Source organism: Bradyrhizobium centrolobii (genome assembly GCF_001641635.1).
Taxonomy (GTDB): Bacteria; Pseudomonadota; Alphaproteobacteria; order Rhizobiales; family Xanthobacteraceae; genus Bradyrhizobium; species Bradyrhizobium centrolobii.
In genome coordinates, this window is record NZ_LUUB01000131.1 from 37,263 (window position 1) to 60,140 (window position 22,878).

Here is a 22,878-nt window from a genome sequence, read left to right on the forward strand (position 1 = left end):
TCGGGAAATTCCCTTCAATGCTGGACTTCAGATCGATCGAAACGTTCCTCTGGGTCGTGAAGCTCGGCAGCTTCCGCGGCGCTGCGGCGCGGCTCAACACCACCCAGCCGGCGATCTCCCAGCGCATCGCCCAGCTCGAGCGCGAGATGGGCGTGAAGCTCCTCAACCGCGATCATCGCGTGGCTTCGCCAACGCCGAGCGGCCGGCAGATGATGGTCTATGCGGAAAAGCTGATCGGCTTGCGCGCCGCGATGATGGCAGAGGTCGGCGATCGCTCCGCCATGCGCGGCGTTATGCGGCTCGGCGTCGCCGAAACCATCGTGCACACTTGGCTGCCGCGGCTGGTGAAGAGCGTGAACGAGGTCTATCCGAACCTGTCACTGGAGATCGAAGTCGACATCACGCCGAACCTCACCGCGCGCCTGCTTGCGCAGGAGATCGAGCTTGCCTTCGTCGTGGGGCCGCTATCGGCCTCCGGGGTGCACAACCGCGTGCTCGCCGACTATCCGATCGGCTTCCTTGCGAGCCCCTCGCTCGGACTCGGCAAGGGCCCGGTGACCCCGGCCGAGCTTGCGCGGTTCCCGATCATCACCTTCCCGCGCAAGACGCGGCCCTACGAAGTCGTGCGCGAGGTGTTCGATCGGCCGGAGCTGCCGCCAATTCGCTTGCACGCTTCGGCTTCGCTCGCCACCGTCATCCACATGGCGGTCGAGGGGCTCGGCATCGCCGTGATTCCGTCGGCGATCGTCGAGAACGAGCTCGCCCACGGGCGGCTGCAACTGCTCGACACCGACCTGAATATCGCGCCGCTGACGTTCACGGCGAGCTGGCTCGCCTCGCCCGACGTCGTGGCGGTGGAGCGCGTCGCCGAGCTTGCGCGGCAGATTGCGCAGAGCAGCCTCGCGGTTGACGCGGCGGTGACGGCGCGTCATTGAACGAGAGCCGGACTACTCCCGTCATTCCGGGGCGACGCGTCAGCGTCGAACCCGGAATCTCGAGATTCCGGGTTCGCCCTTCGGGCGCCCGGAATGACAGCGACAAATGGAATAGACGCATGAGCCGAGCCGCCACCAACCTGCAAATCGATTCCGCCCGCCTCTGGGGCTCCATCCACGAGACTGCGCAATTCGGCGCGACGGCCAAGGGCGGCGTGCGGCGGCTGACCTTGAGCGCCGAGGACAAGCAGGTGCGCGACTGGTTCCGCAAGGCCTGCGAAGACGCCGGGCTGGAGGTGCATGTGGATGCGCTCGGTTCGATGTTCGGGTTGCGCAAGGGACGTGACATGTCGAAGCCGCCGGTTGGCATCGGCTCGCACCTCGACACGCAGCCGACCGGCGGCAAATATGACGGCATCTTGGGCACGCTCGGCGCGCTCGAAGTCATCCGCACGCTGAACGACGCCGGCATCGAGACCGAAGCGCCAATCTGCGTCGTCAACTGGACCAATGAAGAAGGCTCGCGCTTTGTGCCGGCAATGATGGCCTCCGCAGCTTATGTCGGCGACTTCACCACCGACGACATCCTGTCGCGCAAGGACTCCGAGGGCACGACCGTCGGCCAGGCACTCGACGGCATCGGCTATCGCGGCGACAAGCCGGTCGGCTTCCAGAAGCTCGGCTGCTTCGTCGAGCTGCACATCGAGCAGGGCCCGATCCTGGAGGCCGAGGGCAAGACCATCGGTGTGGTTGATTCCGGCCAGGGGGTGCTGTGGTACGACGGCAAGATCACCGGCTTCGAGAGCCACGCAGGATCGACGCCGATGCCGCTGCGGCGCGATGCGCTGGCGACACTGTCGGAGATCGTGCTGGCGATGGAGGCCACCGCCAAGAAGCACGGACCTAACGCCGTCGGCACCGTCGGCGAAGCCATCATCGCCAACCCCTCGCGCAATGTCATTCCCGGCGAGATCGCCTTCACAATGGATTGCCGCAGCGCCGATGCCGCCATCATGGACGCGCTCGATCGCGACTTGCGCGCCGCCATTGCCGAGATCGCCGCGCGCCGCAAGGTCGAGGTGAAGATTGATCTCGTTTGGCGCAAGCCGCCGACGCACTTCGATCCGAAGCTCATTGCAGCCGTCGAGAACGCAGCCAAGACGCTCGGCTATTCCAGCCGCCGCATCACCTCCGGCGCCGGCCACGACGCCTGCAATCTCAACACCGTTATTCCGGCCGCGATGGTGTTCGTGCCCTGCAAGGACGGCATCAGCCACAACGAGCTGGAGGATGCCACGCAGCCCGACTGCGCCGCGGGCACCAACGTTCTGATGCACACCGTGCTGGCGATCGCCGGCGTTGCGTCCTGATCGGAGAGAGTCATGCGCGGAGTTTTCGTCGACGCCAACGAAGCCCTGGCCGTGATCATGGAGCGGCTGGAGAAGCCCGGCGATCCCAAGGTGCGGATCCACCGCGATCCCAATATCAAGCCCGAGCAATACCCCGAGATCCTCGACGGCGACGAGATCGCAATCGTCGACCACACGGCGCTGCCGACCGAGGTCGCGAGGAAGTGCACGGGCCTCAAGCACGTGGTGTTCCTCGGCACCGGCGCGCGCAGCTACATGAATCCGGAGGAGCTTAGCCAGCTCGGCATCTCCGTGCACCTGATCAAGGGCTACGGCGACACGGCGGTGGCGGAATCCGCGATCGCGCTGATGTGGGCGTCGGCCCGCGTCATCGCGATGATGGACCGCGAGATGCGCGTCGGCAACTGGCTGCGTGAGGACGGCATGCAGCTCACCGGCAAGACGCTTGGCCTTGTCGGCTTCGGCGGCATCGCCGCGGAGGTCGCGCGCATTGCGTCGGGCAGCGGCATGAAGTTGATCGCCTGGAACCGCTCGCCGAAGAGCCATCCGGGCGTCGAATTTACCGATCTCGACGCGGTGCTGGCCAGAAGCGACGTGGTGTCACTGCATCTGCTGCTCAACGACGAAACACGCAGCATGATCACGCGCGAGAAGATCGCGAAGATGAAGCCGGGCGTCGTCCTGATCAACACTGCGCGCGGCGCCATCGTCGATGAAGCCGCGATGATCGATGCGCTGAAGTCGGGCCACATCCGCCATGCCGGCCTCGACGTCTTCAACATCGAGCCGCTGCCTGCGGATCATCCGCTGACGAAATTGCCGAACGTGACGCTGTCGGCGCATTCGGCCTTCCGCACGCCGGAGGCGAGCGAGAACCTGATTTTTGCGGCGTGGGAGCACTGCCGCCGGCTCGCAAAGGGATAAGAACAACAACAATGGCCGATTACCGTACCATCAAAGCCGAACCGCTCACCAACGTCATCCGTGCCATCGCCAAGGCCGGCGGCTCCACGGACCGCGAAGCGGATCTCGTCGCCACCAATCTCGTCGAAGCGAACCTCAAGGGCCACGACTCTCACGGCGTCGGCATGATCCCGCGTTATGCCGAAGCGGTCGCCGAGGGCGGCCTCGCCGTGAACCAGTACGTCAAGATCGTGATGGATACGGGCCCCCTGCTCACGCTCGACGGCCTCACCGGCTACGGCCAGGTGATGGGCCATGAGGCGATGGAGCTGGGCGCCGAGCGAGCCAAGCGCAACGGCGTGTGCGTGGTCGGCCTGTCCAACGCGCATCATATCGGCCGCATCGGCCACTGGGCCGAGCAGTGCATCGACCATGGCCTCGTATCGATCCACTTCGTCAACGTGATCTCGCGGCCCATCGTTGCGCCCTGGGGCGGCAGCGATGCGCGCCACGGCACCAACCCGTTCTGTGTCGGCATACCGCGCAAGGACAAAGAGCCCATCGTGCTGGATTTCGCCACCAGCAAGATCGCGCAGGGCAAGACCCGCGTCGCCTTCAACAAGGGCGTCGAGCTCGAGCCCGGCACCATCATCGACAATGAGGGCAAGCCCACCGTCAATCCGCGCTACACCGTGATCGCTCCGCACGGCGCCATCTTGCCGTTCGGCGAGCACAAGGGCTCTGGGCTCGCGCTGGTGTGCGAGATCCTGGGCGGCGCGCTCTCCGGCGGCGAGACCGTCAAAGGCCCTGCCGACGGCAAGCGCCGCGTCCTCAACGGCATGCTCTCGATCATCATCGACCCGACCAAGCTCGGCACCGCCGAGAACTTGGCGCGCGAAGTCGAGAGCTTCGTCGCCTGGCACACCGACTCGCCCCCCGGCCCCGGCGTCGACAGGGTGAAGATCGCCGGCGACCCCGAGCGCGAGACGAAGAAGAAGCGGCTGGCCGAGGGCATCCCGGTCGATCCCAACACCTGGCAGGAAATTCTGGATGCCGGGAAGAAGTTCGGCCTCGATCAGGCGGCGATCGAGAAGATCGCGGGCTGACACTGCCGGACACAGCGCGTTCGACATACGATCGCGCCAACTGCACAACTGTCGTCCCGGACAAGCGCAGCGAAGCGAAGCGCAGATCCGGGACCCACAACCACAGGAAGCAGTTCGGCGAAGACTCGGAGTTACCAGCTTCGCGCTACAACCTCTCCCTGGGGTTATGGGTCCCGGCCTTCGCCGGGACGACATCGGAGTTGGTTGCGGCTACGGAGCCAACTTCCCACAGCCCTACTCCACCATCTCCGCGACCGCCTTGCCGCAGGCCGTCGTGTCGGCATTGCCGCCGAGATCTTTCGTGCGCAGCGTGCGTTCGGCGAGGGTACGCTCGATCGCATCGAAAATCGACTTGCCGGCTTCCTTCTCGCCGAGATGCTCGAACATCATCGCGCCCGACCAGATCATGCCGATCGGATTGGCAATGCCCTGCCCCGCGATGTCCGGCGCCGAACCGTGCACCGGCTCGAACACCGATGGGAAATCGCCCTCGGGGTTGATGTTGCCGGACGGCGCGATGCCGATCGTGCCGGTGCAGGCAGGACCGAGGTCAGAGAGAATGTCGCCGAACAGGTTGGAGCCGACCACGACGTCGAACCAGTCCGGATGCAGCACGAAGTTCGCGGTCAAAATGTCGATGTGGTACTTGTCCCACTTCACGCCCGGGAACTTCTTCGCCATCGCCTCCACGCGCTCGTCCCAATAGGGCATGGTGATGGAGATGCCATTGGACTTCGTGGCCGAGGTCAGATGCTTCTTCGGCCGCGACTGTGCGAGCTCGAAGGCGAATTTCAGGATGCGGTCGACGCCGGTACGGGTCATCACCGTCTGCTGGGTGACGAACTCGCGGTCGGTGTCGGGGAACATCCGGCCACCAACGGAGGAATATTCGCCTTCCGTGTTCTCGCGTACCACCCAGAAATCAATATCGCCGGGCTTGCGGTTTGCCAGCGGCGACGGCACGCCCGGCATCAGCCGTACAGGGCGCAGGTTCACATACTGGTCGAACTCACGGCGGAATTTGATCAGCGAACCCCAGAGCGAGACGTGATCGGGGATCTTGGCCGGCCAGCCGACCGCGCGAAAGTAAATCGCGTCATGCTTGCCGATCTTCTCTTTCCAGTCGTCCGGCATCATCTGGCCGTGCTTCTCGTAATAGTCCCAGGACGAGAAGTCGAAATGGTCGAAATGCACGGCGACCCCGTGCTTCTTCGCCGCCGCCTCCAAAACGCGCAGACCTTCTGGCATCACTTCCTTGCCGATGCCGTCGCCGGGAATGACCGCAATCCGGTATTGCTTCTTGCTCATCGAGAACGTCCTTGGTTGGTCCGGCAGCTGCCGCCGTTCGATCGCACTGCAATGGACCAAACTCGCCGACAGTGCAACGCTGCACTGCAATGTTGACCATGGCGCGGCCGACCGCCTACTGATTTCATCCTGTTCCCACCAATCGAGTAATCCGCATGGACCTGCATCTGCGTGGCAAGCGCGTCCTGATCACAGGCGCGTCCAAGGGCATCGGCGCAGCCGCCGCCGAGGCGTTTGCCGAGGAAGGCTGCCATCTCCTGCTCGCCGCCCGCAGCGGCGAGGCGCTCAAGGCGCTGGCCGCTCGCCTGCGCTCCGCGCACCAGATCGATGCCACGACGAGCGTTGTTGATTTGCGCAGGACTGAGGATGTCGCGCGCCTCGCCAAGGAGGCCGCCGACATCGACATCCTCGTCAACAATGCCGGCGACATTCCCGGCGGCTCCATCGACAAGATCGACGAAGCGACCTGGCGCCACGCCTGGGAATTGAAGGTGTTCGGCTACATCAACCTCACACGGCAGATTTATGCGCAGATGAAGGCGCGCGGCGGCGGCGTGATCGTCAACGACATCGGCGCGGCCGGCGAGAAATTCGACGCCAACTACATCTGCGGCAGCGCCGGCAATGCCGCGCTGATGGCCTTCACCCGCGCGCTCGGCGGCAAGAGCCTCGCCGACAACATCCGTGTCGTCGGCATCAATCCCGGCCCGGTCGGCACCGATCGTCATGTCACGCTGCTCAAGACGCGGGCAAAACACCAGTTCGGCGACGAGAGCCGCTACAAGGAATTCCAGAAGAGCCTGCCGCTTGGAAGGCCTGCGCATGCGCGCGAGATCGGCGACCTCATGGCGTTCCTGGCATCGGATCGTTCCGGCTACACGTCGGGTGTGATCTACACAGTCGATGGCGGCATCAGCGCGGGGTGGGGTTAGTTGGCGAAGTTCACGAGAGCGAACTGACACACAGTCATTCCGGGGCGCCCGAAGGGCGAATTAAGGTGCGCAGTTGCGCAATTGAGAATCTCGAGATTCCGGGTTCGATGCTGCGCATCGCCCCGGAATGACGAATGAAGAACGGGGGAGTTACAGAGTTGTCAGAGTTGATCCGCGAAACCGCCTGCGCCGTCGTCGACAAGCTGCGTTCCGGCGATGTCTCGCCGCTCGAGCTGCTTGATGTGCTGGAGAAGCGCATCGCCGAGGTCGACGGCAAGGTCAACGCGCTGCCGACGCTGTGCTTCGATCGGGCGCGGGATAGCGCCAAGGCGCTGATGCAGAAGCCGGCCGGCGCGCGCGGGCTGCTCGCAGGCCTGCCGGTGCCGATCAAGGACCTGACCGATGTCGCGGGCGTCTTGAACACGCAGGGCTCGCCGATCTTCAAGGACAGCATCCCCGCGAGGTCCGACCTTATGGTCGAGAACCTCGAGGCCAACGGCGCGGTGGTCTACGCAAAGTCCAACACGCCCGAATTCGGCGCCGGCGCCAACACCTTCAACGAGGTGTTCGGCGCAACGCTCAATCCCTGGGATACGTCGAAATCGGCGGCCGGCTCCTCGGGCGGCGCTGCGGTGGCCCTTGCCACCGGCATGGCCTGGCTTGCGCAGGGCTCCGACATGGGCGGCAGCCTGCGCAGCCCCGCGAGCTTTTGCGGCATCGTCGGCATGCGGCCGAGCATCGGCCGTGTCGCGCACACGCCAAAGGCAGCCGTCGATCGCAACCTCGGCGTCCAGGGACCGATGGCCCGCAACGTCGAGGACCTTGCGCTGCTGCTTGATGCCATGAGTGGCGACTATGCGGCTGATCCGCTGTCGCTGCCGGCGCCGGCAACCTCGTTCCTGACGGCCGCGCGCTCTGCAAAGAAGCCGAAGCGCATCGCCTATTCGCCCGATCTCGGCATCACGCCGGTCGATCCCGAGGTGAAGGCGATCACGCGCAAGGCAGCGGAACGCTTTGCCGAAGGCGGAGCCACCGTCGAGGAGGCGCACCCGGATTGGCGGGAGGCTCATGAATGCTTCCACGTGCTCCGCGCCTTCGACTTCGCGATCAGTAAGGCGCAATTGCTGCGGACCAAGCGCGACCTGCTCAAGCCCGAGGTGATCTGGAACATCGAGGAAGGGCTCAAGCTCACGGTCGAGCAGCTCGAACGCGCCGAGGCGCAACGCGTCGGAATGACCGCGCGTGCGGTCGAGTTCTTCAAGACCTACGACCTGCTTCTGGTGCCGACGACGATCGTGCCGCCCTTCCCGGTCGAGAACCGCTATGTCGCGGAATGCGCCGGCAAGAGGTTCGACAATTACGTCGAATGGCTCGGCATCGTCTACGCCATCACGCTCGCCTGCTGCCCATCGCTGTCGCTGCCCTGCGGCTTTACGGAGTCCGGCCTGCCGGTCGGCGTGCAGGTCGTCGGCGCTCCACGCGGCGACGCACAGGTGCTTGCGGGCGCAAAGGTGCTGGAGGACATTCTGGGCTTGCGCGGGACCACGCCGATTGAGCCGAAGGTGAAGAAGTAACGCAGCCTGCACCGGCGGGAACTTTGGCGGCCCGTCCGGTGCCAGCATCCTTGCCATTAGATCGACTCTAGATCACCCCTTACCGGCATCCGATAAGTGGCCGGGCGAGTCACGGGTGTTCGACGCCTTGGTTGGATCCTAGTCGTTCGCTTTCGGCCCGCCGTGATACTGATGCGCATCGTAGCCCGCGTCCTCCGTTGGAGCGGCGAAACCGAAGGAGTTCGGATGCGCCTCCGATATCTGGACGGCGGCTTCCGAAGCCATGTGTGGATGGTGCACCACGTCGTGGGCAGCGGCGGCGGAGCAAAGCGCGACCAGCATGGCCGACGCGGCGAGAACAGACTTCATCATAATTCTGCATGCCTCTTGTTGAGTGCCACCAGCAAAATGCAGATGGATTTCGCAGCGTAGGATTCCCAGTCTGAGTCGAGGTTCGTGTTATAGGCGTGGCATAAAGAATAAGCTGCCGACGATCCGCGCTTTCCCTTATCGAGCTTGCGTGCCTGATCCCGCGACAATGCCGCCTGTGCCGCCTTGTCCAAAGCAAAAGAAGGCGGATCACCTCGACACGGTATGCGCCTCCAGGCTGCGGCTATAGCGCGACATCGCGAAGCAGAAGGCGAAATAGATCGCGGCGACGAAGATGTAGACCTCGACCGAGAACTGCTGCCAGGCCGGATCGATGATCGCGGTCTTGGCGGTCGTGAGCAGGTCGAAGATGCCGATGATGAGAACGAGGCTGGTATCCTTGAAGAAGGCGATGAAGGTGTTGACCAGCGGCGGGATGACGTGGCGGATCGCCTGCGGCAGGATGATCAGTCGGTTCTTGCGCCAGTAGGACAGCCCCAGTGCGTCGGCGGCTTCATACTGTCCGCGCGGCACGGCCTGGAGGCCGCCGCGGACGACTTCGGCAAGATAGGCACCCGCGAACAGGATGATCGCGATCTGCGCGCGCAGCAGCTTGTCGATGTTGAAGCCGCCGGGCATGAACAGCGGAAACATCACGCTTGCCATGAACAAGAGGCTCACCAGCGGCACGCCGCGGATCAGCTCGACATAGAGCACGCAGAGCGAGCGGATCGCCGGCAGTTTTGAGCGCCGGCCGAGTGCGACGAGAATTCCGAGCGGAAAGCCGAAGGCGAGACCGAAGGTCGCGAGAATCAGCGTCACCGGCAATCCGCCCCAGCGGTCCTGCGAGACGAACGACAGGCCCAGCACGCCGCCCCACATCAGCACGCTGATCAAGACGAGCGCGCCGATCCAGAAGTAGATCAATTCGCGCCGCCACCAGGCGCGGCGGGTGGAGAGGTAGTACAGCGCAATGAACAGGAGCACCGACAGTGCCGGCCGCCACTGCTCGTCGAACGGATAGGTGCCGAACAGGATGAAGCGGTACTTTTCAGGGATGATGGCCCAGCAGGCGCCGAGACCGCGCACCGCGCGGCAGGCGCTGGAGTCGTTTGCCGGCGTGAGCCAGACCGCGTTGGTGATGCCCCATTGCACGAAGCTGAAGAGGCCCTTGGCGAGCACGGCCAGCAGCACCAGCGAGATGATGGCGTTCGGGATCGACGAGAACAGGTTCGTGCGGAGCCAGTGCAGCACCGGATTGCCCGTCTGAGGGCGGCGGGCGGCGCGTGGCACTTCCGGAATGTCGGTGATCGCCGTCATAATCAGCGCTCCACCAGCGCGATGCGCGCGTTGTACCAGTTCATGAAGAAGCTGATCCCGAGGCTGATGGTCAAAAACACCGCCATGATCAGCGCAATCGCTTCGATCGCCTGCCCGGTCTGGTTCAGCGTGGTGTTGGCGACCGAGACCACGTCCTGGTAGCCGATCGCGACCGCGAGCGAGGAGTTCTTGGTGAGATTGAGATACTGGCTCGTCATCGGCGGCACGATCACCCGCAGCGCCTGCGGCAGGATGATCTGACGCAGCATGAAGCTTCGGCGCAGGCCAAGCGCATTCGCGGCATCCCACTGTCCGCGCGGCACGGACTGGATGCCGCTGCGCACGATCTCGGCGATGAAGGCCGAGGTGTAGGTGACGAGCGCGATCAGCAGCGCAAAATATTCCGGCGCGAGCGTCAGCCCGCCGACGAAGTTGAAGCCGCGCAGCTCCGGCCAGGCGATGCTCCAGGATACGCCGAGCAGCACGGACACCAGCGTCGGCAGCACAACGATGAGGCCGAGCGCAATCGGCCAGGACTTGCGGGGCTTACCGTCCTGCATCTGCTGCGCGATTTGCCAGCGCCGAATGACATAGAACGCGGCAAGGCCCAGGGCGGCCGTGCCGAGCACCCAGAGCAGCGGCGCTCCGATCGGGATCCACGGCAGGATGAGGCCGCGATTGGACAGGAACACGCCGTCGATCGGCCGCCACGCCAAGCGCGCGGCCGGCAGCGCCTGCATCAGCACGTACCAGAACAGAAGCTGGAGCAGCAGCGGAATGTCGCGCAGCACTTCGACATAGACGGCGGCGAGCCGCGATAGCAGCCAGTTGGCCGACAGCCGCGAGATGCCGATCAGCGTACCCAGGATGGTCGCGAGCACGATGCCGACCACGGCGACGCGCAAGGTGTTGGCGACGCCGACGACGAAGGCCCAGAAGTAGGTGTCCTTCGGACTGTACGAGAGGATGCTGTCGGCGATGGGCATGCCGGCCTCGCGGCCGAGGAAAGCAAAGCCGGTGGTGATGCGGCGGGCCGAGAGATTGGTGACGGTGTTGGACCAGAGGAACGCGATGACCGCGACCGCGATCCCGACGACAAGGACTTGCCAGAACAGGCCTTTCAGCTCGCGCTGTCCCCATGCGCCAAAGAAGCTGCGGCGCGGCGGCGGCCTGGGATGATCGGTGGTCACAGCACAAAAATCCTTCGTCAGAAGCGGTGATTTCCGGCAGCGTACGTCAACTGTTGCACCAATCTTCAATTCGTGCAACAAATGTTTCATGGCCGAGCCCGCGAAATCCTCGCCCTTGAGCGAACTCTGCAGCGCATTGCCATCGCTCCCCCTTCGGCTGCAGGAGGTCGGGCGCTTCGTCGCGGCCAATGATTATGATGCCACCACCCGTTCGATGCGCGATCTCGCCGCCGAAGCCGGTGCCGACCCTGCCGCGTTCACGCGCCTTGCCAAGGCGATCGGCTATTCCGGCTGGGAGGAATTGCGCGCGGCGCTGACGGAGGCGCGGCGTCCGCCGCAGACGGCGCCCTTCTCGGGCCGCGCCAAGAGCCGTCGTCCCGGCCCGAACGCCGACGTCACGCTCGTCGCCGACAAGCTCGAGGCCGAGGCCGCCGGCCTTCCGCGCATTCCGGCCCAGTCGATCGCGGATGCGGCCCGCGTGCTGCACGGCGCGAAGCGGATCTGGATCGCCGGCTATCGAAGCTGCCGCAGCGTTGCGGAATTGCTCAATTACGAACTGCGGCTGTTCCGACCCGACCAGGTCCAGATCGTCGGCGGCTCCGGCCCCGATGATCTCGATCTCGGCGCCTTCCGTCCCGGCGAAGCGGTCATTGTCGTCGGCTTCATGCCGTATACGCACGCGAGCGTCCGCGTCGCGCAGGCTGCCTATCGCGCAGGCGCAACGCTGATCGCGATTGCGGATAGCGTGACAGCGCCGATGGCTGAAGGCGCCGATCACGTGCTGCTGTTCGAGGCGGCTTCCCCGCCCGGATTCTTTCCGAGCCTGACCGGCGCGATCGCAATCGCGCAGTCGCTGGCCGCGGTGACGTTCTCGCTCGGCGGCGCCGCCGCGAAGAAGCGCCTCCAGGACGTCGAGGCGCGCCTCGCCGCGGCGTCCACCTACGTCTCAGAGAAAGGTTGACCCATGGCCGCTCGCACCAGCCGCGTGCTGCACCGCTCATTGCGCGAAACGCCGCCCAAGGCGATCGGCGGCGAAGGCGTCTATCTCTTCGCCGAGGACGGACGGCGCGTGATCGATGCCTCCGGCGGCGCGGCCGTCTCCTGCCTCGGCCATCAGCATCCACGCGTGATCGCGGCGATGGCGAAGCAGGCCTCGACGCTGGCCTATGCCCACACGGCTTTCTTCTCGTCCGAGCCAGCGGAGGCGCTTGCCGAGACGCTGGTCGGCCATGAGCCCGGCGGTCTTGCCTACGCCTATTTCGTCAGCGGCGGATCTGAGGCGATCGAGGCCAGCATCAAGCTCGCGCGGCAATATTTCATCGAGCGCGGCGAACCGCAGCGGCAGCATTTCATCGCGCGGCGGCAGAGCTATCACGGCAACACGCTCGGCGCGCTCGCCGCCGGCGGCAATGCCTGGCGCCGCGCGCCCTATGCACCGCTGCTCTCGGCCGCCTTCAGCCATGTGACGCCGGCCTTTGCCTATCACGAGAAGCACGACGGCGAATCGGATGCACAGTTCGTGGCGCGGCTTGCCGCCGAGCTCGAAGCCGAGTTTCAACGGCTTGGCCCCGACACCGTCGCGGCGTTTCTCGCCGAACCGGTCGTCGGCGCCACCGCGGGCGCCGTGACGGCGCCGGACGGTTACTTCCGGGCGGTGCGCGAGATCTGCGACCGCCACGGCGCGCTGCTCATCCTCGACGAGGTCATGAGCGGCATGGGCCGCACCGGCACCACGCACGCCTGGGAGCAGGAGGGCGTCGCACCCGACATCCAGGCGATCGCAAAGGGGCTCGGAGGCGGCTACCAGCCGATCGGCGCGATGCTCGCGAGCGGCAAGATCATCGACACGATTCGCACGGGAAGCGGCGCATTCCAGCACGGCCACACCTACCTCGCGCATCCCCTCGCCTGCGCCGCTGCGCTCGCAGTGCAAAACGTGATCCGCGAGGACGGCCTGCTCGATTGCGTGAAGGAGCGCGGCAAGCAGCTCGAGCAGCGCCTCACGGAACGTTTTGGCAATCACCGCCATGTCGGCGACATCAGGGGTCGCGGGCTGTTCTGGGCGATCGAGCTTGTCGCCGATCGCGCCAGCCGCACCTCGTTCGATCCCGCGCTCAAGCTACACCAGAAGATCAAGGCGGAGGCGTTCGCCAACGGGCTCGGCTGCTATCCCGGCGGCGGCACCGTTGACGGCGTCCACGGCGACCATGTGCTGCTGGCGCCGCCCTATATCGCTTCGGCAGAAGAGATCGACCTGATCGTCGACAAGCTCGGCACGGCCGTCGACAACGTGTTGCGTAGTGTCAATCACTGAGGGGAGACTAGCATGATGAGGAAAGTGGTTATCGCGGCAGGCTTGCTCGCGGCATCGACAACGGTCGCGTCGGCCGCGACGCTCGACACGGTCAAGAGCCGCGGCACACTGGTGTGCGGCGTCAGCACCGGATTTGCCGGCTTCTCCGCGCCGGACTCGCAAGGCAACTACAAGGGCCTCGACGTCGAGTATTGCCGCGCGCTCGCGGCCGGTGTGCTCGGTGATCCGAACAAGGTGCGCTATGTCGCGCTGACCGCGCAGAACCGCTTCACCGCGCTGCAATCGGGCGAGATCGACGTGCTCTACCGCAACTCCACGCAGACCTATTTGCGCGGCGTCACGCTCGGCCTCCGCCAGGGCCCGATCAACTTCTACGACGGCCAGGGCTTTGTCGTGAAGAAGGACCTCGGGGTGAAGGAGCTGAAGGATCTGAAGGGTGCGACCGTCTGCGTCGCGCAGGGCACCACCCACGAGGTGACGCTCGGCGATTACGGCCGCGCCAACGGCATCGATTGGAAGCCCTTGGTGTTCGACCGCGTCGACACCATGTACCAGACCTTCTTCGGCGGCCGCTGCGATGCCATGACCCAGGACGCCTCCGCGCTCGCCGGCGCAGTGACGACCGCAGCGCCGAACCCGGCCGACTACGTCGTGCTGCCGCAGACCATCAGCAAGGAGCCGCTCGGGCCCTTCACCCGCAACGGCGACGAAGTCTGGAGCGACATCATCACCTGGCTGCATTACGGGCTGATCGAGGCCGAGGAGCTCGGCGTGACGCAGGCCAATGTCGATGAGATGACGAAGTCGACCACGCCCGCGATCCAGCGGCTGCTCGGAACCTCCGGCGATCTCGGCTCGCGGCTCGGGCTCGACAACAAATGGCTGGTCACGGCGATCAAGGCCACCGGAAATTACGGTGAGATCTATGAGCGCAACGTCGGCAAGGCGAGCCCGCTCAAGCTCGAGCGTGGCCTTAACGGCCTCTGGAGCAAGGGCGGCTTGATGTACGCCGTTCCGTTCAAGTAAGGCTCGGTGCGGCTTTCACCTCTCCCCGCTTGCGGGAGAGGTCGGATCGCATCGAAGATGCGATCCGGGTGAGGGGAGCTTCCACGAGTCCAACCCCTCACCGCCCTCGCGAAGACTCCCCCTCACCCACCCCTCTCAGCGCGAGCGGAGCTCGTCGCGGTCCCGTAAGAATGGGGAGAGGGAGAAGAAGCAGCGACGACCTCCATGCGCATCGCCCTCATCCACGCCCTCAAGCACTCCATCGCACCGATCGAGGCTGCGTTCGCAAAGGCCTGGCCGCAGGCGCAGCTGATGAACCTGCTCGATGACAGCCTGTCGGCGGATCTGGCGCGAGACGGCGAGCTCAACGATGCCATGACCGAGCGCTTCCTGGCGCTCGGCCGCTATGCGGCCGCGACGGGAGCGAACGCGATCCTGTTCACCTGCTCGGCCTTCGGTCCATGCATCGAGGCTGTCGTGCGCGCGCATGCGCCGAAGCCGGTGCTGAAACCGAACGAGGCGATGATCGAGCAGGCGGTGACGATGGGCAAAAGGATCGGCCTGCTCTCGACCTTCCCGCCGACGCTGGTCTCGATGCCGCCAGAGTTTCCTGCCTCCGTCCAGGTCGTGCCGAAGCTTGCCGAGGGTGCGCTTGCCGCACTCGACCGCGGTAACCGCGCCGAGCACGACCGGCTGATCGCGGAGGCCTCGCGCGATTTGCGCGACTGCGACGTCGTCGCGCTCGCGCAGTTCAGCATCGCTGCCACGGCGCCGCTGGTCGCGGAGGCAACCGGCCGCCCCGTCGTGACCACGCCGGACAGTGCCGTCGAGAAGCTGATGAAGCTGCTTGGGGCGAAGGCTTAAGCGCCTGTCTTGTCCCTGCGCCGCGCGTCCTTGATCGCGGCCGCAAGCGCGGTCTTCGTTTCGTTGACGAAATCCTCGACCAGCTCCTCGCGCGTGGTGTGTGCGGACTGACCGGTGAGCATCCCCTGCTCGGCCAGCATCACCACGCCGTGCAGCGCCGCCCAGATCTTGAGCGCCTGCCGCTCGCGTAAGTAACCCACCGCCGGTGCTTCCAGGGCCTCGATCACGAGCGCAAGCGTCTCGCGCGTGGCCTCATGCAGCTCGCTGCCCTTGGCCGCGCAGGACACCGTGCGCGAAGCGAACATCAAGCGGTAGATGCCGTTGCGGCGCAGGCCAAAATCGAGTGTTGCCAGGGCCAGCCGCGACAGCTTCGATTGCTTCGACGGCCGCGCCATCGCCTCACGCAGCACGGCGGTGAACTGCCGGAATGCCTCCGCCGTCACCGCGGCGAGCAGCGCCTCGCGGTCGGCAAAATGCCGGTATGGCGCCGGCTGCGAGACGCCGAGTTCTTTCGCCAGCGCCTTGATGCTGATCGCCTCTGCCCCGCCCTGCTCCGCTTCGCGCAAGGCGGCCTTGATCAGGGCATCGCGGAGATCGCCGTGATGATAGGTGTTCTGCGGCTTGCGAGCGAGCTGTGACGGCATGTTGAAGCGAAACCTATTGGTCTGTCGGGCGATCGCTGAGAATGCGACCTTAGCGAAATCAGGCGCTTACGTCACCCGATCAAATTGAATGTGAGAGACTTGTAAGCGATTAGCTGCGAACTCATCGAGCGCGTCTACCAATTGTTGCGAAACGATTCTCATTCCGTGAGAGCCATTTTCGGGCTTCCACGAACCCGCCGGCCGAATGACCGAAGATGACAGCGCGATCGATGCCCAGAAGATCGCAGAGTGAAGCAATGTCGTCGGCCATCTGCTCGAGCGTGCAAAAGGCAAGCGAAGGGCATCCGGAGCGGCCCTGGCCTCGAAGATCTACGTAGACCACCTGCGCATATCAGTGAAGCGGTCCAAGGCCTGGCATCAAGTAGCCATGATCAAAACCAAGGCCGCCATGCAGCCCGATGAGCGTCGGCTTTGCGGCGAGATGCCTTCCGAAGCTTGAAGACCGGCGCCTTCGACTTCGAAATAGATGCCAATGCCATTTACCCTGGTGTGCGTGAATTCCCTCGCGATGCAGAGCTAGCTGCACTGGTGGTGCCTACTCCGGCCTCGGGGGTTGCGGCAGCTCGCGCTCGACCGGACAGGAGTCATCGGCTCGCTGTCCTGACCGACCCGAGTTGGCGAAGACTCATCTTTCAGCAGCGCTTGCGCGGCGACGACGCCGGCGACCAGGGCCGACGCGCAGACGGCTGCGACGATCCACTTCATCTAAAATCGATTTCACCTCTAACGGCGTTCGCTATGTCGGAGCGGTTGAGCCCCATGTCGCGCAGGGCTCGATCATCGAGCGCCTCAAGCTCGATCATGGCGCGGCGCATCGCCCTGCGTTTTCTTATCCCGTTCCACAGGGACACCGTCAGCGTGGAACAGACGGCAAGCACGAACTGTGGAAACGCGGCCGCGAGGGTCGCAGATTGCCGCACGATGTCGGTCATCCGCGTTGCCGGCCCGGACGGAGGTGTATGCTGGGTCGCTCGCGACGGCGGCGCGGAAAGCGGCGTCCCCCGCGAGGCGAATTGGTCCGAACGGCTACGGCCATCCGGTCGGTCAAGCACCCCGGGTGGCGCTTCATCGCATGATAGTTGCTTGGAGAGCGGCATCGTTGTCTCCCATGCCTTGAGGTCTGGGCGATACTGCTGCTGCGATGTTTCCTGAACATTTCGGCGCGAGATAATCGAGCTATGCCTGTAATGCGCCCTATCGCGGATTCGACACTGCGAGCTGTACCGAATGAGGCCCTGGGTTCATTCACTCGATCGTCAGATGCCTCGACGGGCAGCGTGAAGACATAGTCGACGCCCCACTCGTGCGGATGATGGAGGGGCGCGCTCGCGTGCCTCACTCAAGTCCAGGAATGAAGCGCCTTATGAGAGCTGCAGCCGAACGGCTCCCAGGAGTTGATCGAGCTGTCGCGTCAACTGATTGATCGCGCGTTGATCGACCTCAAGGAGGTGCTGCTCGGATTTCGTCCTCGGGCCAGCTTTTCATGTGCGCTTTGGAGCACCTCGAGCGGCCGGCCCTGCAACTACCGCGAACGTCCAATCATCCGGTCAGAGCCCGTGCGAATGAACTGTAGCAGCGCCGCAGAAAGACGAACAAAAGGATCGGTGGCCGCAGGCATGGCAAAAAAGGCTTCTCAGTGCGAAGGCACGAACGCCACGGCCTCGATCTCCACTCGTGTCCCCGAACCAAGGAGTGACCCGGCTCCGACCGCCGTACTGGCGGGCGGTTCCTGGCAATCCTTAAACGCTTCGACGCGGACCCGGTTAAAGCCCTCGTAGTCGGCCAGGTCGGCAAGATAAGATGTGGTCTTCACAATATCCGACAGTGAAGCACCATGTTTCGCCAGCGCGCGGGCGATGCGGTCAAAGATGCGACGGGTCTGAACTTCGATGTTGTCGCGAGCGTCGTCGTCGACGCAAAGGATGCCCGACAATAAAAGGAGATCTCCACTCGCTCCAAGCGGGATACGGCGGGCTGGCGAATATCGCGGTCTATCTGTGTTTGTCATCGACATGAGCTTTGGCCTTCTCCCTTACGCTTGATATACGCCTTCACTTGAACGATCGGTCGCCGCGCTTCGAGGACGGGCGAATTCAGATCTTCGAGCTCTGGGCCGGAGCCGGAGCGGCACCGGTCGCATAAGCGGGGCGCCGCCGTTCAGCGAAAGCACGAAGCCCCTCTTCCGCGTCGTCGGTTTGCAGCAACCGCTTTTGCAGCGCGCCTTCGAGCGCCAGCCCTTCCGCCAGCGAGCGGTCCAATCCGTGCTGGATAGCCCGCTTCGCGGCCTTGACGGCAAGCGGCCCGTTCGCCGCGATGCGCTCCGCGATCGCGAAGGCGGTATCGAGCAGCGCGTCGGCGACGACAATGCGGTTCACCAGCCCGATCCGTTCCGCCCGCGCCGCGTCGATCGCTTCTCCGGTCAAGATCATCTCGAGGGCGCACCCCACCGGAACGAGCCGGGGAAGCCGCTGGGTGCCGCCGCCCCCAGGCAGCACGCCCCACCGCACCTCGGCCAGCCCGAACCGCGAGTCCGGCGTACAGACGCGTATGTCGCATGCCATCGCCAATTCCAACCCGCCTGCGATGCAATGGCCTTGAATCGCGGCGATGACCGGCTTGGTAATCTCGTCGGCAAGCGTCATACCGCCGAAGCTGATCGTGCTTTCGCAGCCGCGCAGGGCGATGTCGCGGCGCCACGGCATGTACGTCTTCAGATCGCCACCCGAACAGAAGGCCCGTCCGCCCGCACCGGTCAGAATGGCGACACGCAACGTCGCGTCCGCCTCGAACGTCTTCCAGACCTCGGCGAGCGCCCTATCGTGCTCGACGTCGAGCGCGTTCATGGCTTCAGGCCGATTGATCGTGACCAGGGCGACGGCACCCTTCCGTTCGAAATCGATGGACATGATCGGTTACCTTCAGGTCCGGCGTTGAGGCATCAAAGCCCAGGATTCAAAAGCGGCGAGCGCGGCGTTGAGGGTAAAGCCGAACGCACCGACGACAGCCAACAGACCGAAGACTTCGGCTGCGTTGAAGTTGCGTTGAGCCATGAGGAGCAACGCACCCAACCCAGGCATGAGCGTCAGCATTTCCGCCAGCAGCGACACGATGATGGCCAAGGGGGCGGCCACGCGTACGCCCGTCAGAATTGACGGCAGGAGCGCCGGCAGGAAAACCTTGGTCGTTCGGGCAAAGGCACCGAGCTGCAATGATCGCGTCGCTTCGAGAAGAGTGGGATGCAGCGATCGCACGCCGGAGGTGGTATTGAGCAGAACGGGCCAGAGCGCCGCGAAGGTGATCACGAACAGTTTCATCGCATCATTGACGCCGATGATCAGCGCCGCGACCGGCACGATTGTGGGGGGCGGCAACGTGCGCAGAAACTCCAGCGTCGGCCCCAGGCAACGCGCCAGAAGCGGCGAGGCGCCGATCAGCCTGCCGATGCCCACGCCCAATGCCGTGGCAAGGACAAGAGCCACAGTGACCGATTGAAAAGTCACCAGCACGGCCGGAAGAAGATCCCCCGCAGTCGTTCGGACGACCAGGGCCGCGGCCCATTCGGACGGAGGTGGGAAGTATGGCGACCGCGGATCGCCCAGGACCTGCCACAGCGACAGCATAGCGATCAGCGGCACCAACCCTTGCAGCGCCGAGAACGCATGGCCAGCCGCGTGGAAGGCCCACTGGCGCCGCTTGCCTTCGACCCGAGCATGCGCAGACGCGTTGATTGCGATCATGGCTGCCGAAGCTCCCGAATTCCGGGGAACAGCCGTGCGAAGGTCACCCGCAGGCATGCGTTGAGGAGAATGCCAAGGCCACCCGTGGCAACGAGGTAACCGAACATGAGGCCTGGCTGCAGAGCCTCCTGCGCCGCCACCAGCCCCCAGCCAAGCCCGGCCGGATTGCCAACCATCTCCGCGATGACCGCGATGACGAGTGCAAGACCGAGCGCGACACGGGCGCCGACAATGGCGGATGGCAGAACCGCGGGAAGGACGACCTTGCCGNGCCGTTGCATCCGCGACAGGTGCAGCGTGGCGGCTGTGTCGAGGAGCCTTGGGTGAACGGCCTTCGCCCCTGCGATGGTGTTGACGATGATCGGCCAAACGCTCGCGAATACGATCACGGTGATTTCCGTGTGGACGGTGAATCCGAAAAGCAAGACCGCGACCGGAACGAACGCCACCGCCGGCAAAGGCCGAAGCAGCTCGAGCGACGCGCTGAAGAATCGATGGACAGTCCGCGAAAATGCGAGCGCGAGCCCGATGGCCGCTCCAAGCATGCTCGCAATGGCCCATCCGGCCAAGGCGCAGGCGACCGTGTGCACGGAATCGCCGATGATCTGACCGGATCGGATCGCGCCGTATAGCGCCTGGCCGACCTCTGTCGGCGCAGGAAGGAATTCGAACCGGGTCGTCGCGGCCCTGACGCCGACTTCCCATGCCACGAGAAACGCCACTGCGGTCGCGAGCGCCGGCACGTTGAGCACCACCCCTGAACGTCTAAGCATGGATCTCATGGCGAAACGCCTCGTAGAGCTGATGACGCAGGCGGAGGTATTCGGGCAGCTCCTTCGTCGCGATCTGGTCCCGCGGCCGCGGGAGTTCGACGGTGATGCGCCGCGCGATGTGGGCCGGGCTGCCTTTCAGAAGGATGATCGTATCGCTGAGATAGATCGCCTCCTCGATGTCGTGGGTGACGAACACCACGGTCGCCCCTGTTTCGGCCTGAACGGCCAGCAACTGGTCCTGCAGGGAGGCCTTCGTCATCGCGTCCAGTGCGCCGAACGGCTCGTCCATCAAGAGAGCGCTGGGCTCCATGGCAAGCGCCCGGGCGATCTGCACCCGCTGCTGCATCCCACCCGATAGTCGCCACGGGTATTCATCCTGAAATCGCTCGAGGCCGACCATGCGGATGGCGTCCTGAACCTTTCGATCGAGCTCACCGTCACGAAGGTGCCCTTCCACGCCCAGCGCAACGTTTCGTCTCACGGTTCGCCACATCAAGAGCGCATGTCCGTAGTCCTGGAACACCATGGCCATGCCTGGAACCGGACACCGGACATCGCGCCCCTCATAGACGGCACGACCGGAGCTGTAGGGCGTCAGCCCCGCCAACGTCCGAAGGAGGGTCGTCTTTCCGGTACCGGAACCGCCGAGGATCGACACGAACTCGCCTCTTCCGATCTCAAGATCGAGATCCTCGATGATCCGACGAACACCCGGCGCACCTGGCAGGTCGATGCAGAGACGCTCGCACTCAAAACTGGGTTGGGTTGTCATGATCAGCGCCAATCGTCCCGTGTCACTTCAGCACCAGATTGGATGCATTCAACTGAGCGGTGAGTTGCCCGGTCTCCCGCGTCGCCTCGATCCACGCCGAGACATCCTTTGCGGTCAACGATATGGCGTACGTTGGCAGCACGATGCTTTCGATGACGTCACTCGGCAGACGTGTCCATTTGGCAAGGATCTCGCGCGCATCTCCCGCCTGAGCCGCGATGAAGGCCCTCGCCTCTTCGAGCGCGGCGACCCAGCGCGCGATCACGTCGGGATTTGCGCGCGCCCAGGTGCCGTTCGCCATCCAGCACGTCAACGTAACGGGATCCCCGACCTGCAGCATCGGGTCGCCCAGATCGATGTGGCCCGCCTTCCTGAGCGCGCTGACGAATGGCTCGACCGCCTCAACGGCGTCGACTCGTTGCGCCTTGAGCTGGTCCGCCATGTTGGGGAACATCATCTCGATGAAGCGCACGCCTTTCGGATCGACCCCGCCACGCTTGAGCGCAAGCAAGGTCGCGATGTGGACGACGCCATTGATCGATGGCGTGCCGACCGTCTTGCCGTGCAGCTGGCTGATCGAGGTGACCCCGGACTGACTGCCGGTCATGAGTCGCATCTGCGGGTTGGCTGCGGTCTCGATCGTGTTGCCGCACAGGCCCACGACATCGAGACCGCCCGCCGCCGCCTTGACGATGTCGATTGCGGTGGCGCCCGAAATATCCAACTGACGCCCAAGCGCGCCGATCGTCGTGGAGAGGTTCTGAACCGTCATGATATCGACGTCGAGACCTCTCTCCAGAAAGATGCCCTTGTCCTTTGCCACCCAGAGCGGAAGCCAGGCCGACGAGACCACCGAAGCGACGCGGATCTTGATGGGCGCTGCGCCGCTGTGCGCAAAGGCGCGGGATACGGGGTTCGCGGCGGCCATGCCAAGCAGGCCGAGAATGGTGGAGCGCCTCGTGGGCATCACGCTTCCTCCGTGTCGCGCTGCGCCCCTGTTGAGCGCATCGGTCCGTTGCTTTATGAGTTTAGGCAAGAAGTATCACATAAAGATACTTCACATCAAGATACTTTAGATGAAGGGACTATGGACGTGAACCGGGACGCAATCGACAAATTTGCTGGCGAATGGGCGACGGAGTGGCCGGCACTCGACGTTTCGCACCTGCAGACCGTCGGCCGGATCTGGCGCATCAGCGAGCATCTGCGCCGGCGGTTCGAGGTGTGGCTTCAGCCTCACGGATTGAATTGGGAGACTTTCGACGTGATTGTTTCCCTGCTCCGCCGCGGTGCGCCGTATCGCATGCGGCCGACGGAGCTCAGCGAGGCCTGCCTTTTGACGTCCGGCGCCATGACCAATCGTCTCGATCGCGTCGAGCGCGCCGGCCTGATCGTCCGACGTCCCGCCCCGGACGACCGCCGGTCGGTTCAGGTCGAACTCACGCCGAAGGGGATCGCCTTGGCAGACCAGGTGATCCAACCGCACTTCACCGCTGCGCGACAGCTTCTTGAATGCCTCGACGACAAGCAGCGTCAGACTCTCGCCCATCTCCTGCGCGAAGTCCTGACCACGCTCGAGCCGGCCAACGATGCAGCGGCCGGCAGCAACCGCGTGACCAAGGCCTCGTCCGGCGCGCCCGCGGTAGCAGGCGACGTCCCGCCACGGCGATCCAGGCTCGGCCCGGCGGCGGGCGAGGGCCACTCCGCGTCGAAACGCACAACCAAGGGCAAGCGGGCGCGCCGCCCCGCATGAGGCACGCGC

General features: G+C 64.6%; 24 protein-coding genes and 1 pseudogene. 11 read left to right on the top strand and 14 right to left on the bottom strand.

Annotated features, from left to right (window positions below):
• The first annotated feature begins 17 nt into the window (after positions 1 to 17).
• The 4 genes from AYJ54_RS46100 (at position 18) to AYJ54_RS46115 (ending at position 4,314) form a co-directional block, all read left to right on the top strand.
• Entirely contained in the window at positions 18 to 935 is a 918-nt protein-coding gene (locus tag AYJ54_RS46100) for a LysR family transcriptional regulator (RefSeq protein WP_063709194.1), read from the top strand.
• Between the two features lie 119 nt (positions 936 to 1,054).
• Positions 1,055 to 2,305 (top strand): Zn-dependent hydrolase, encoded by a 1,251-nt coding sequence (locus AYJ54_RS46105; protein ID WP_063709195.1) that lies wholly within the window; start codon positions 1,055 to 1,057, stop codon positions 2,303 to 2,305.
• Positions 2,306 to 2,317: 12 nt separating this feature from the next.
• Complete coding sequence (locus AYJ54_RS46110; protein ID WP_063709196.1) at positions 2,318 to 3,229, top strand: NAD(P)-dependent oxidoreductase; 912 nt, start codon at positions 2,318 to 2,320, stop codon at positions 3,227 to 3,229.
• Between the two features lie 11 nt (positions 3,230 to 3,240).
• The gene (locus AYJ54_RS46115) at positions 3,241 to 4,314 is read left to right on the top strand and encodes a malate/lactate/ureidoglycolate dehydrogenase (protein ID WP_063709197.1); all 1,074 of its coding nucleotides are present in this window, start codon (positions 3,241 to 3,243) and stop codon (positions 4,312 to 4,314) included.
• 234 nt (positions 4,315 to 4,548) lie between these two features.
• Here the strand turns inward: AYJ54_RS46115 and AYJ54_RS46120 are convergent, their stop codons facing one another.
• Positions 4,549 to 5,622, bottom strand: a complete 1,074-nt coding sequence (locus AYJ54_RS46120) for a tartrate dehydrogenase (RefSeq protein ID WP_063709231.1) — start codon at positions 5,620 to 5,622, stop codon at positions 4,549 to 4,551.
• A gap of 155 nt (positions 5,623 to 5,777) precedes the next feature.
• Between AYJ54_RS46120 and AYJ54_RS46125 the strand changes: the two genes are divergently transcribed.
• Together AYJ54_RS46125 and AYJ54_RS46130 are read left to right on the top strand one after the other, a co-directional pair.
• Positions 5,778 to 6,554 carry an SDR family oxidoreductase gene (locus AYJ54_RS46125; RefSeq protein WP_063709198.1) on the top strand — a complete coding sequence of 259 codons (777 nt, stop codon included), beginning with the start codon at positions 5,778 to 5,780 and terminating at the stop codon, positions 6,552 to 6,554.
• Between the two features lie 158 nt (positions 6,555 to 6,712).
• Positions 6,713 to 8,128, top strand: coding sequence for an amidase (locus AYJ54_RS46130; protein WP_430641476.1), 1,416 nt, complete (start codon positions 6,713 to 6,715; stop codon positions 8,126 to 8,128).
• A gap of 138 nt (positions 8,129 to 8,266) precedes the next feature.
• On the opposite strand, the gene AYJ54_RS46135 is transcribed toward AYJ54_RS46130, so the two are convergent.
• From AYJ54_RS46135 to AYJ54_RS46145, 3 genes are all read right to left on the bottom strand, one after another.
• A complete protein-coding gene (locus tag AYJ54_RS46135) occupies positions 8,267 to 8,476 on the bottom strand; it encodes a hypothetical protein (RefSeq protein WP_136624394.1) in 210 nt (69 codons plus the stop codon).
• A 210-nt stretch (positions 8,477 to 8,686) separates the two neighbouring features.
• Entirely contained in the window at positions 8,687 to 9,796 is a 1,110-nt protein-coding gene (locus tag AYJ54_RS46140; protein ID WP_063709201.1) for an amino acid ABC transporter permease, read from the bottom strand.
• A 2-nt stretch (positions 9,797 to 9,798) separates the two neighbouring features.
• Positions 9,799 to 10,986, bottom strand: coding sequence for an amino acid ABC transporter permease (locus AYJ54_RS46145; protein ID WP_063709232.1), 1,188 nt, complete (start codon positions 10,984 to 10,986; stop codon positions 9,799 to 9,801).
• Positions 10,987 to 11,074: 88 nt separating this feature from the next.
• Here AYJ54_RS46145 and AYJ54_RS46150 point away from each other — a divergent pair, with 88 nt between their 5' ends.
• From AYJ54_RS46150 to AYJ54_RS46165, 4 genes are all read left to right on the top strand, one after another.
• The gene (locus AYJ54_RS46150) at positions 11,075 to 11,947 is read left to right on the top strand and encodes a MurR/RpiR family transcriptional regulator (RefSeq protein ID WP_063709202.1); all 873 of its coding nucleotides are present in this window, start codon (positions 11,075 to 11,077) and stop codon (positions 11,945 to 11,947) included.
• Positions 11,948 to 11,950: 3 nt separating this feature from the next.
• Entirely contained in the window at positions 11,951 to 13,300 is a 1,350-nt protein-coding gene (locus tag AYJ54_RS46155; protein ID WP_063709203.1) for an aspartate aminotransferase family protein, read from the top strand.
• Positions 13,301 to 13,312: 12 nt separating this feature from the next.
• A complete protein-coding gene (locus tag AYJ54_RS46160; RefSeq protein WP_063709204.1) occupies positions 13,313 to 14,326 on the top strand; it encodes an amino acid ABC transporter substrate-binding protein in 1,014 nt (337 codons plus the stop codon).
• A 204-nt stretch (positions 14,327 to 14,530) separates the two neighbouring features.
• Complete coding sequence (locus AYJ54_RS46165; protein WP_063709205.1) at positions 14,531 to 15,169, top strand: aspartate/glutamate racemase family protein; 639 nt, start codon at positions 14,531 to 14,533, stop codon at positions 15,167 to 15,169.
• Here AYJ54_RS46165 and AYJ54_RS46170 read toward each other — a convergent pair.
• From AYJ54_RS46170 to AYJ54_RS46205, 10 genes and pseudogenes are all read right to left on the bottom strand, one after another.
• Complete coding sequence (locus AYJ54_RS46170) at positions 15,166 to 15,813, bottom strand: TetR/AcrR family transcriptional regulator (protein ID WP_063709206.1); 648 nt, start codon at positions 15,811 to 15,813, stop codon at positions 15,166 to 15,168. The two genes, AYJ54_RS46165 and AYJ54_RS46170, sit on opposite strands and share 4 nt — an antisense overlap.
• 121 nt (positions 15,814 to 15,934) lie before the next feature.
• Complete coding sequence (locus AYJ54_RS54240) at positions 15,935 to 16,156, bottom strand: alpha/beta fold hydrolase (protein WP_082906146.1); 222 nt, start codon at positions 16,154 to 16,156, stop codon at positions 15,935 to 15,937.
• Between the two features lie 379 nt (positions 16,157 to 16,535).
• Entirely contained in the window at positions 16,536 to 16,766 is a 231-nt protein-coding gene (locus tag AYJ54_RS50415; RefSeq protein WP_063709207.1) for a YjiS-like domain-containing protein, read from the bottom strand.
• Between the two features lie 701 nt (positions 16,767 to 17,467).
• Positions 17,468 to 17,848 (bottom strand): Rid family hydrolase, encoded by a 381-nt coding sequence (locus AYJ54_RS46180; protein ID WP_082906148.1) that lies wholly within the window; start codon positions 17,846 to 17,848, stop codon positions 17,468 to 17,470.
• A gap of 79 nt (positions 17,849 to 17,927) precedes the next feature.
• The gene (locus AYJ54_RS46185) at positions 17,928 to 18,740 is read right to left on the bottom strand and encodes an enoyl-CoA hydratase/isomerase family protein (RefSeq protein WP_063709209.1); all 813 of its coding nucleotides are present in this window, start codon (positions 18,738 to 18,740) and stop codon (positions 17,928 to 17,930) included.
• Positions 18,741 to 18,752: 12 nt separating this feature from the next.
• Positions 18,753 to 19,571, bottom strand: a complete 819-nt coding sequence (locus tag AYJ54_RS46190; protein WP_063709210.1) for an ABC transporter permease — start codon at positions 19,569 to 19,571, stop codon at positions 18,753 to 18,755.
• A partial coding sequence (locus AYJ54_RS54245; protein WP_430641477.1) for an ABC transporter permease subunit occupies positions 19,568 to 19,841 on the bottom strand: 274 nt, incomplete at its 5' end. The genes AYJ54_RS54245 and AYJ54_RS46190, both read right to left, overlap by 4 nt.
• A gap of 1 nt (position 19,842) precedes the next feature.
• Positions 19,843 to 20,353 (bottom strand): annotated as a pseudogene (locus AYJ54_RS54250) (ABC transporter permease); the annotation flags it as partial.
• Positions 20,337 to 21,128 (bottom strand): ABC transporter ATP-binding protein, encoded by a 792-nt coding sequence (locus tag AYJ54_RS46200; RefSeq protein WP_201724344.1) that lies wholly within the window; start codon positions 21,126 to 21,128, stop codon positions 20,337 to 20,339. The pseudogene AYJ54_RS54250 and the gene AYJ54_RS46200, both read right to left, overlap by 17 nt.
• Before the next feature lie 10 nt (positions 21,129 to 21,138).
• Positions 21,139 to 22,083, bottom strand: coding sequence for an ABC transporter substrate-binding protein (locus AYJ54_RS46205; protein ID WP_136624395.1), 945 nt, complete (start codon positions 22,081 to 22,083; stop codon positions 21,139 to 21,141).
• A 126-nt stretch (positions 22,084 to 22,209) separates the two neighbouring features.
• On the opposite strand from AYJ54_RS46205, the gene AYJ54_RS46210 reads away from it, so the two are divergent.
• The gene (locus tag AYJ54_RS46210) at positions 22,210 to 22,869 is read left to right on the top strand and encodes a MarR family winged helix-turn-helix transcriptional regulator (RefSeq protein WP_161491959.1); all 660 of its coding nucleotides are present in this window, start codon (positions 22,210 to 22,212) and stop codon (positions 22,867 to 22,869) included.
• Positions 22,870 to 22,878: the final 9 nt, after the last annotated feature.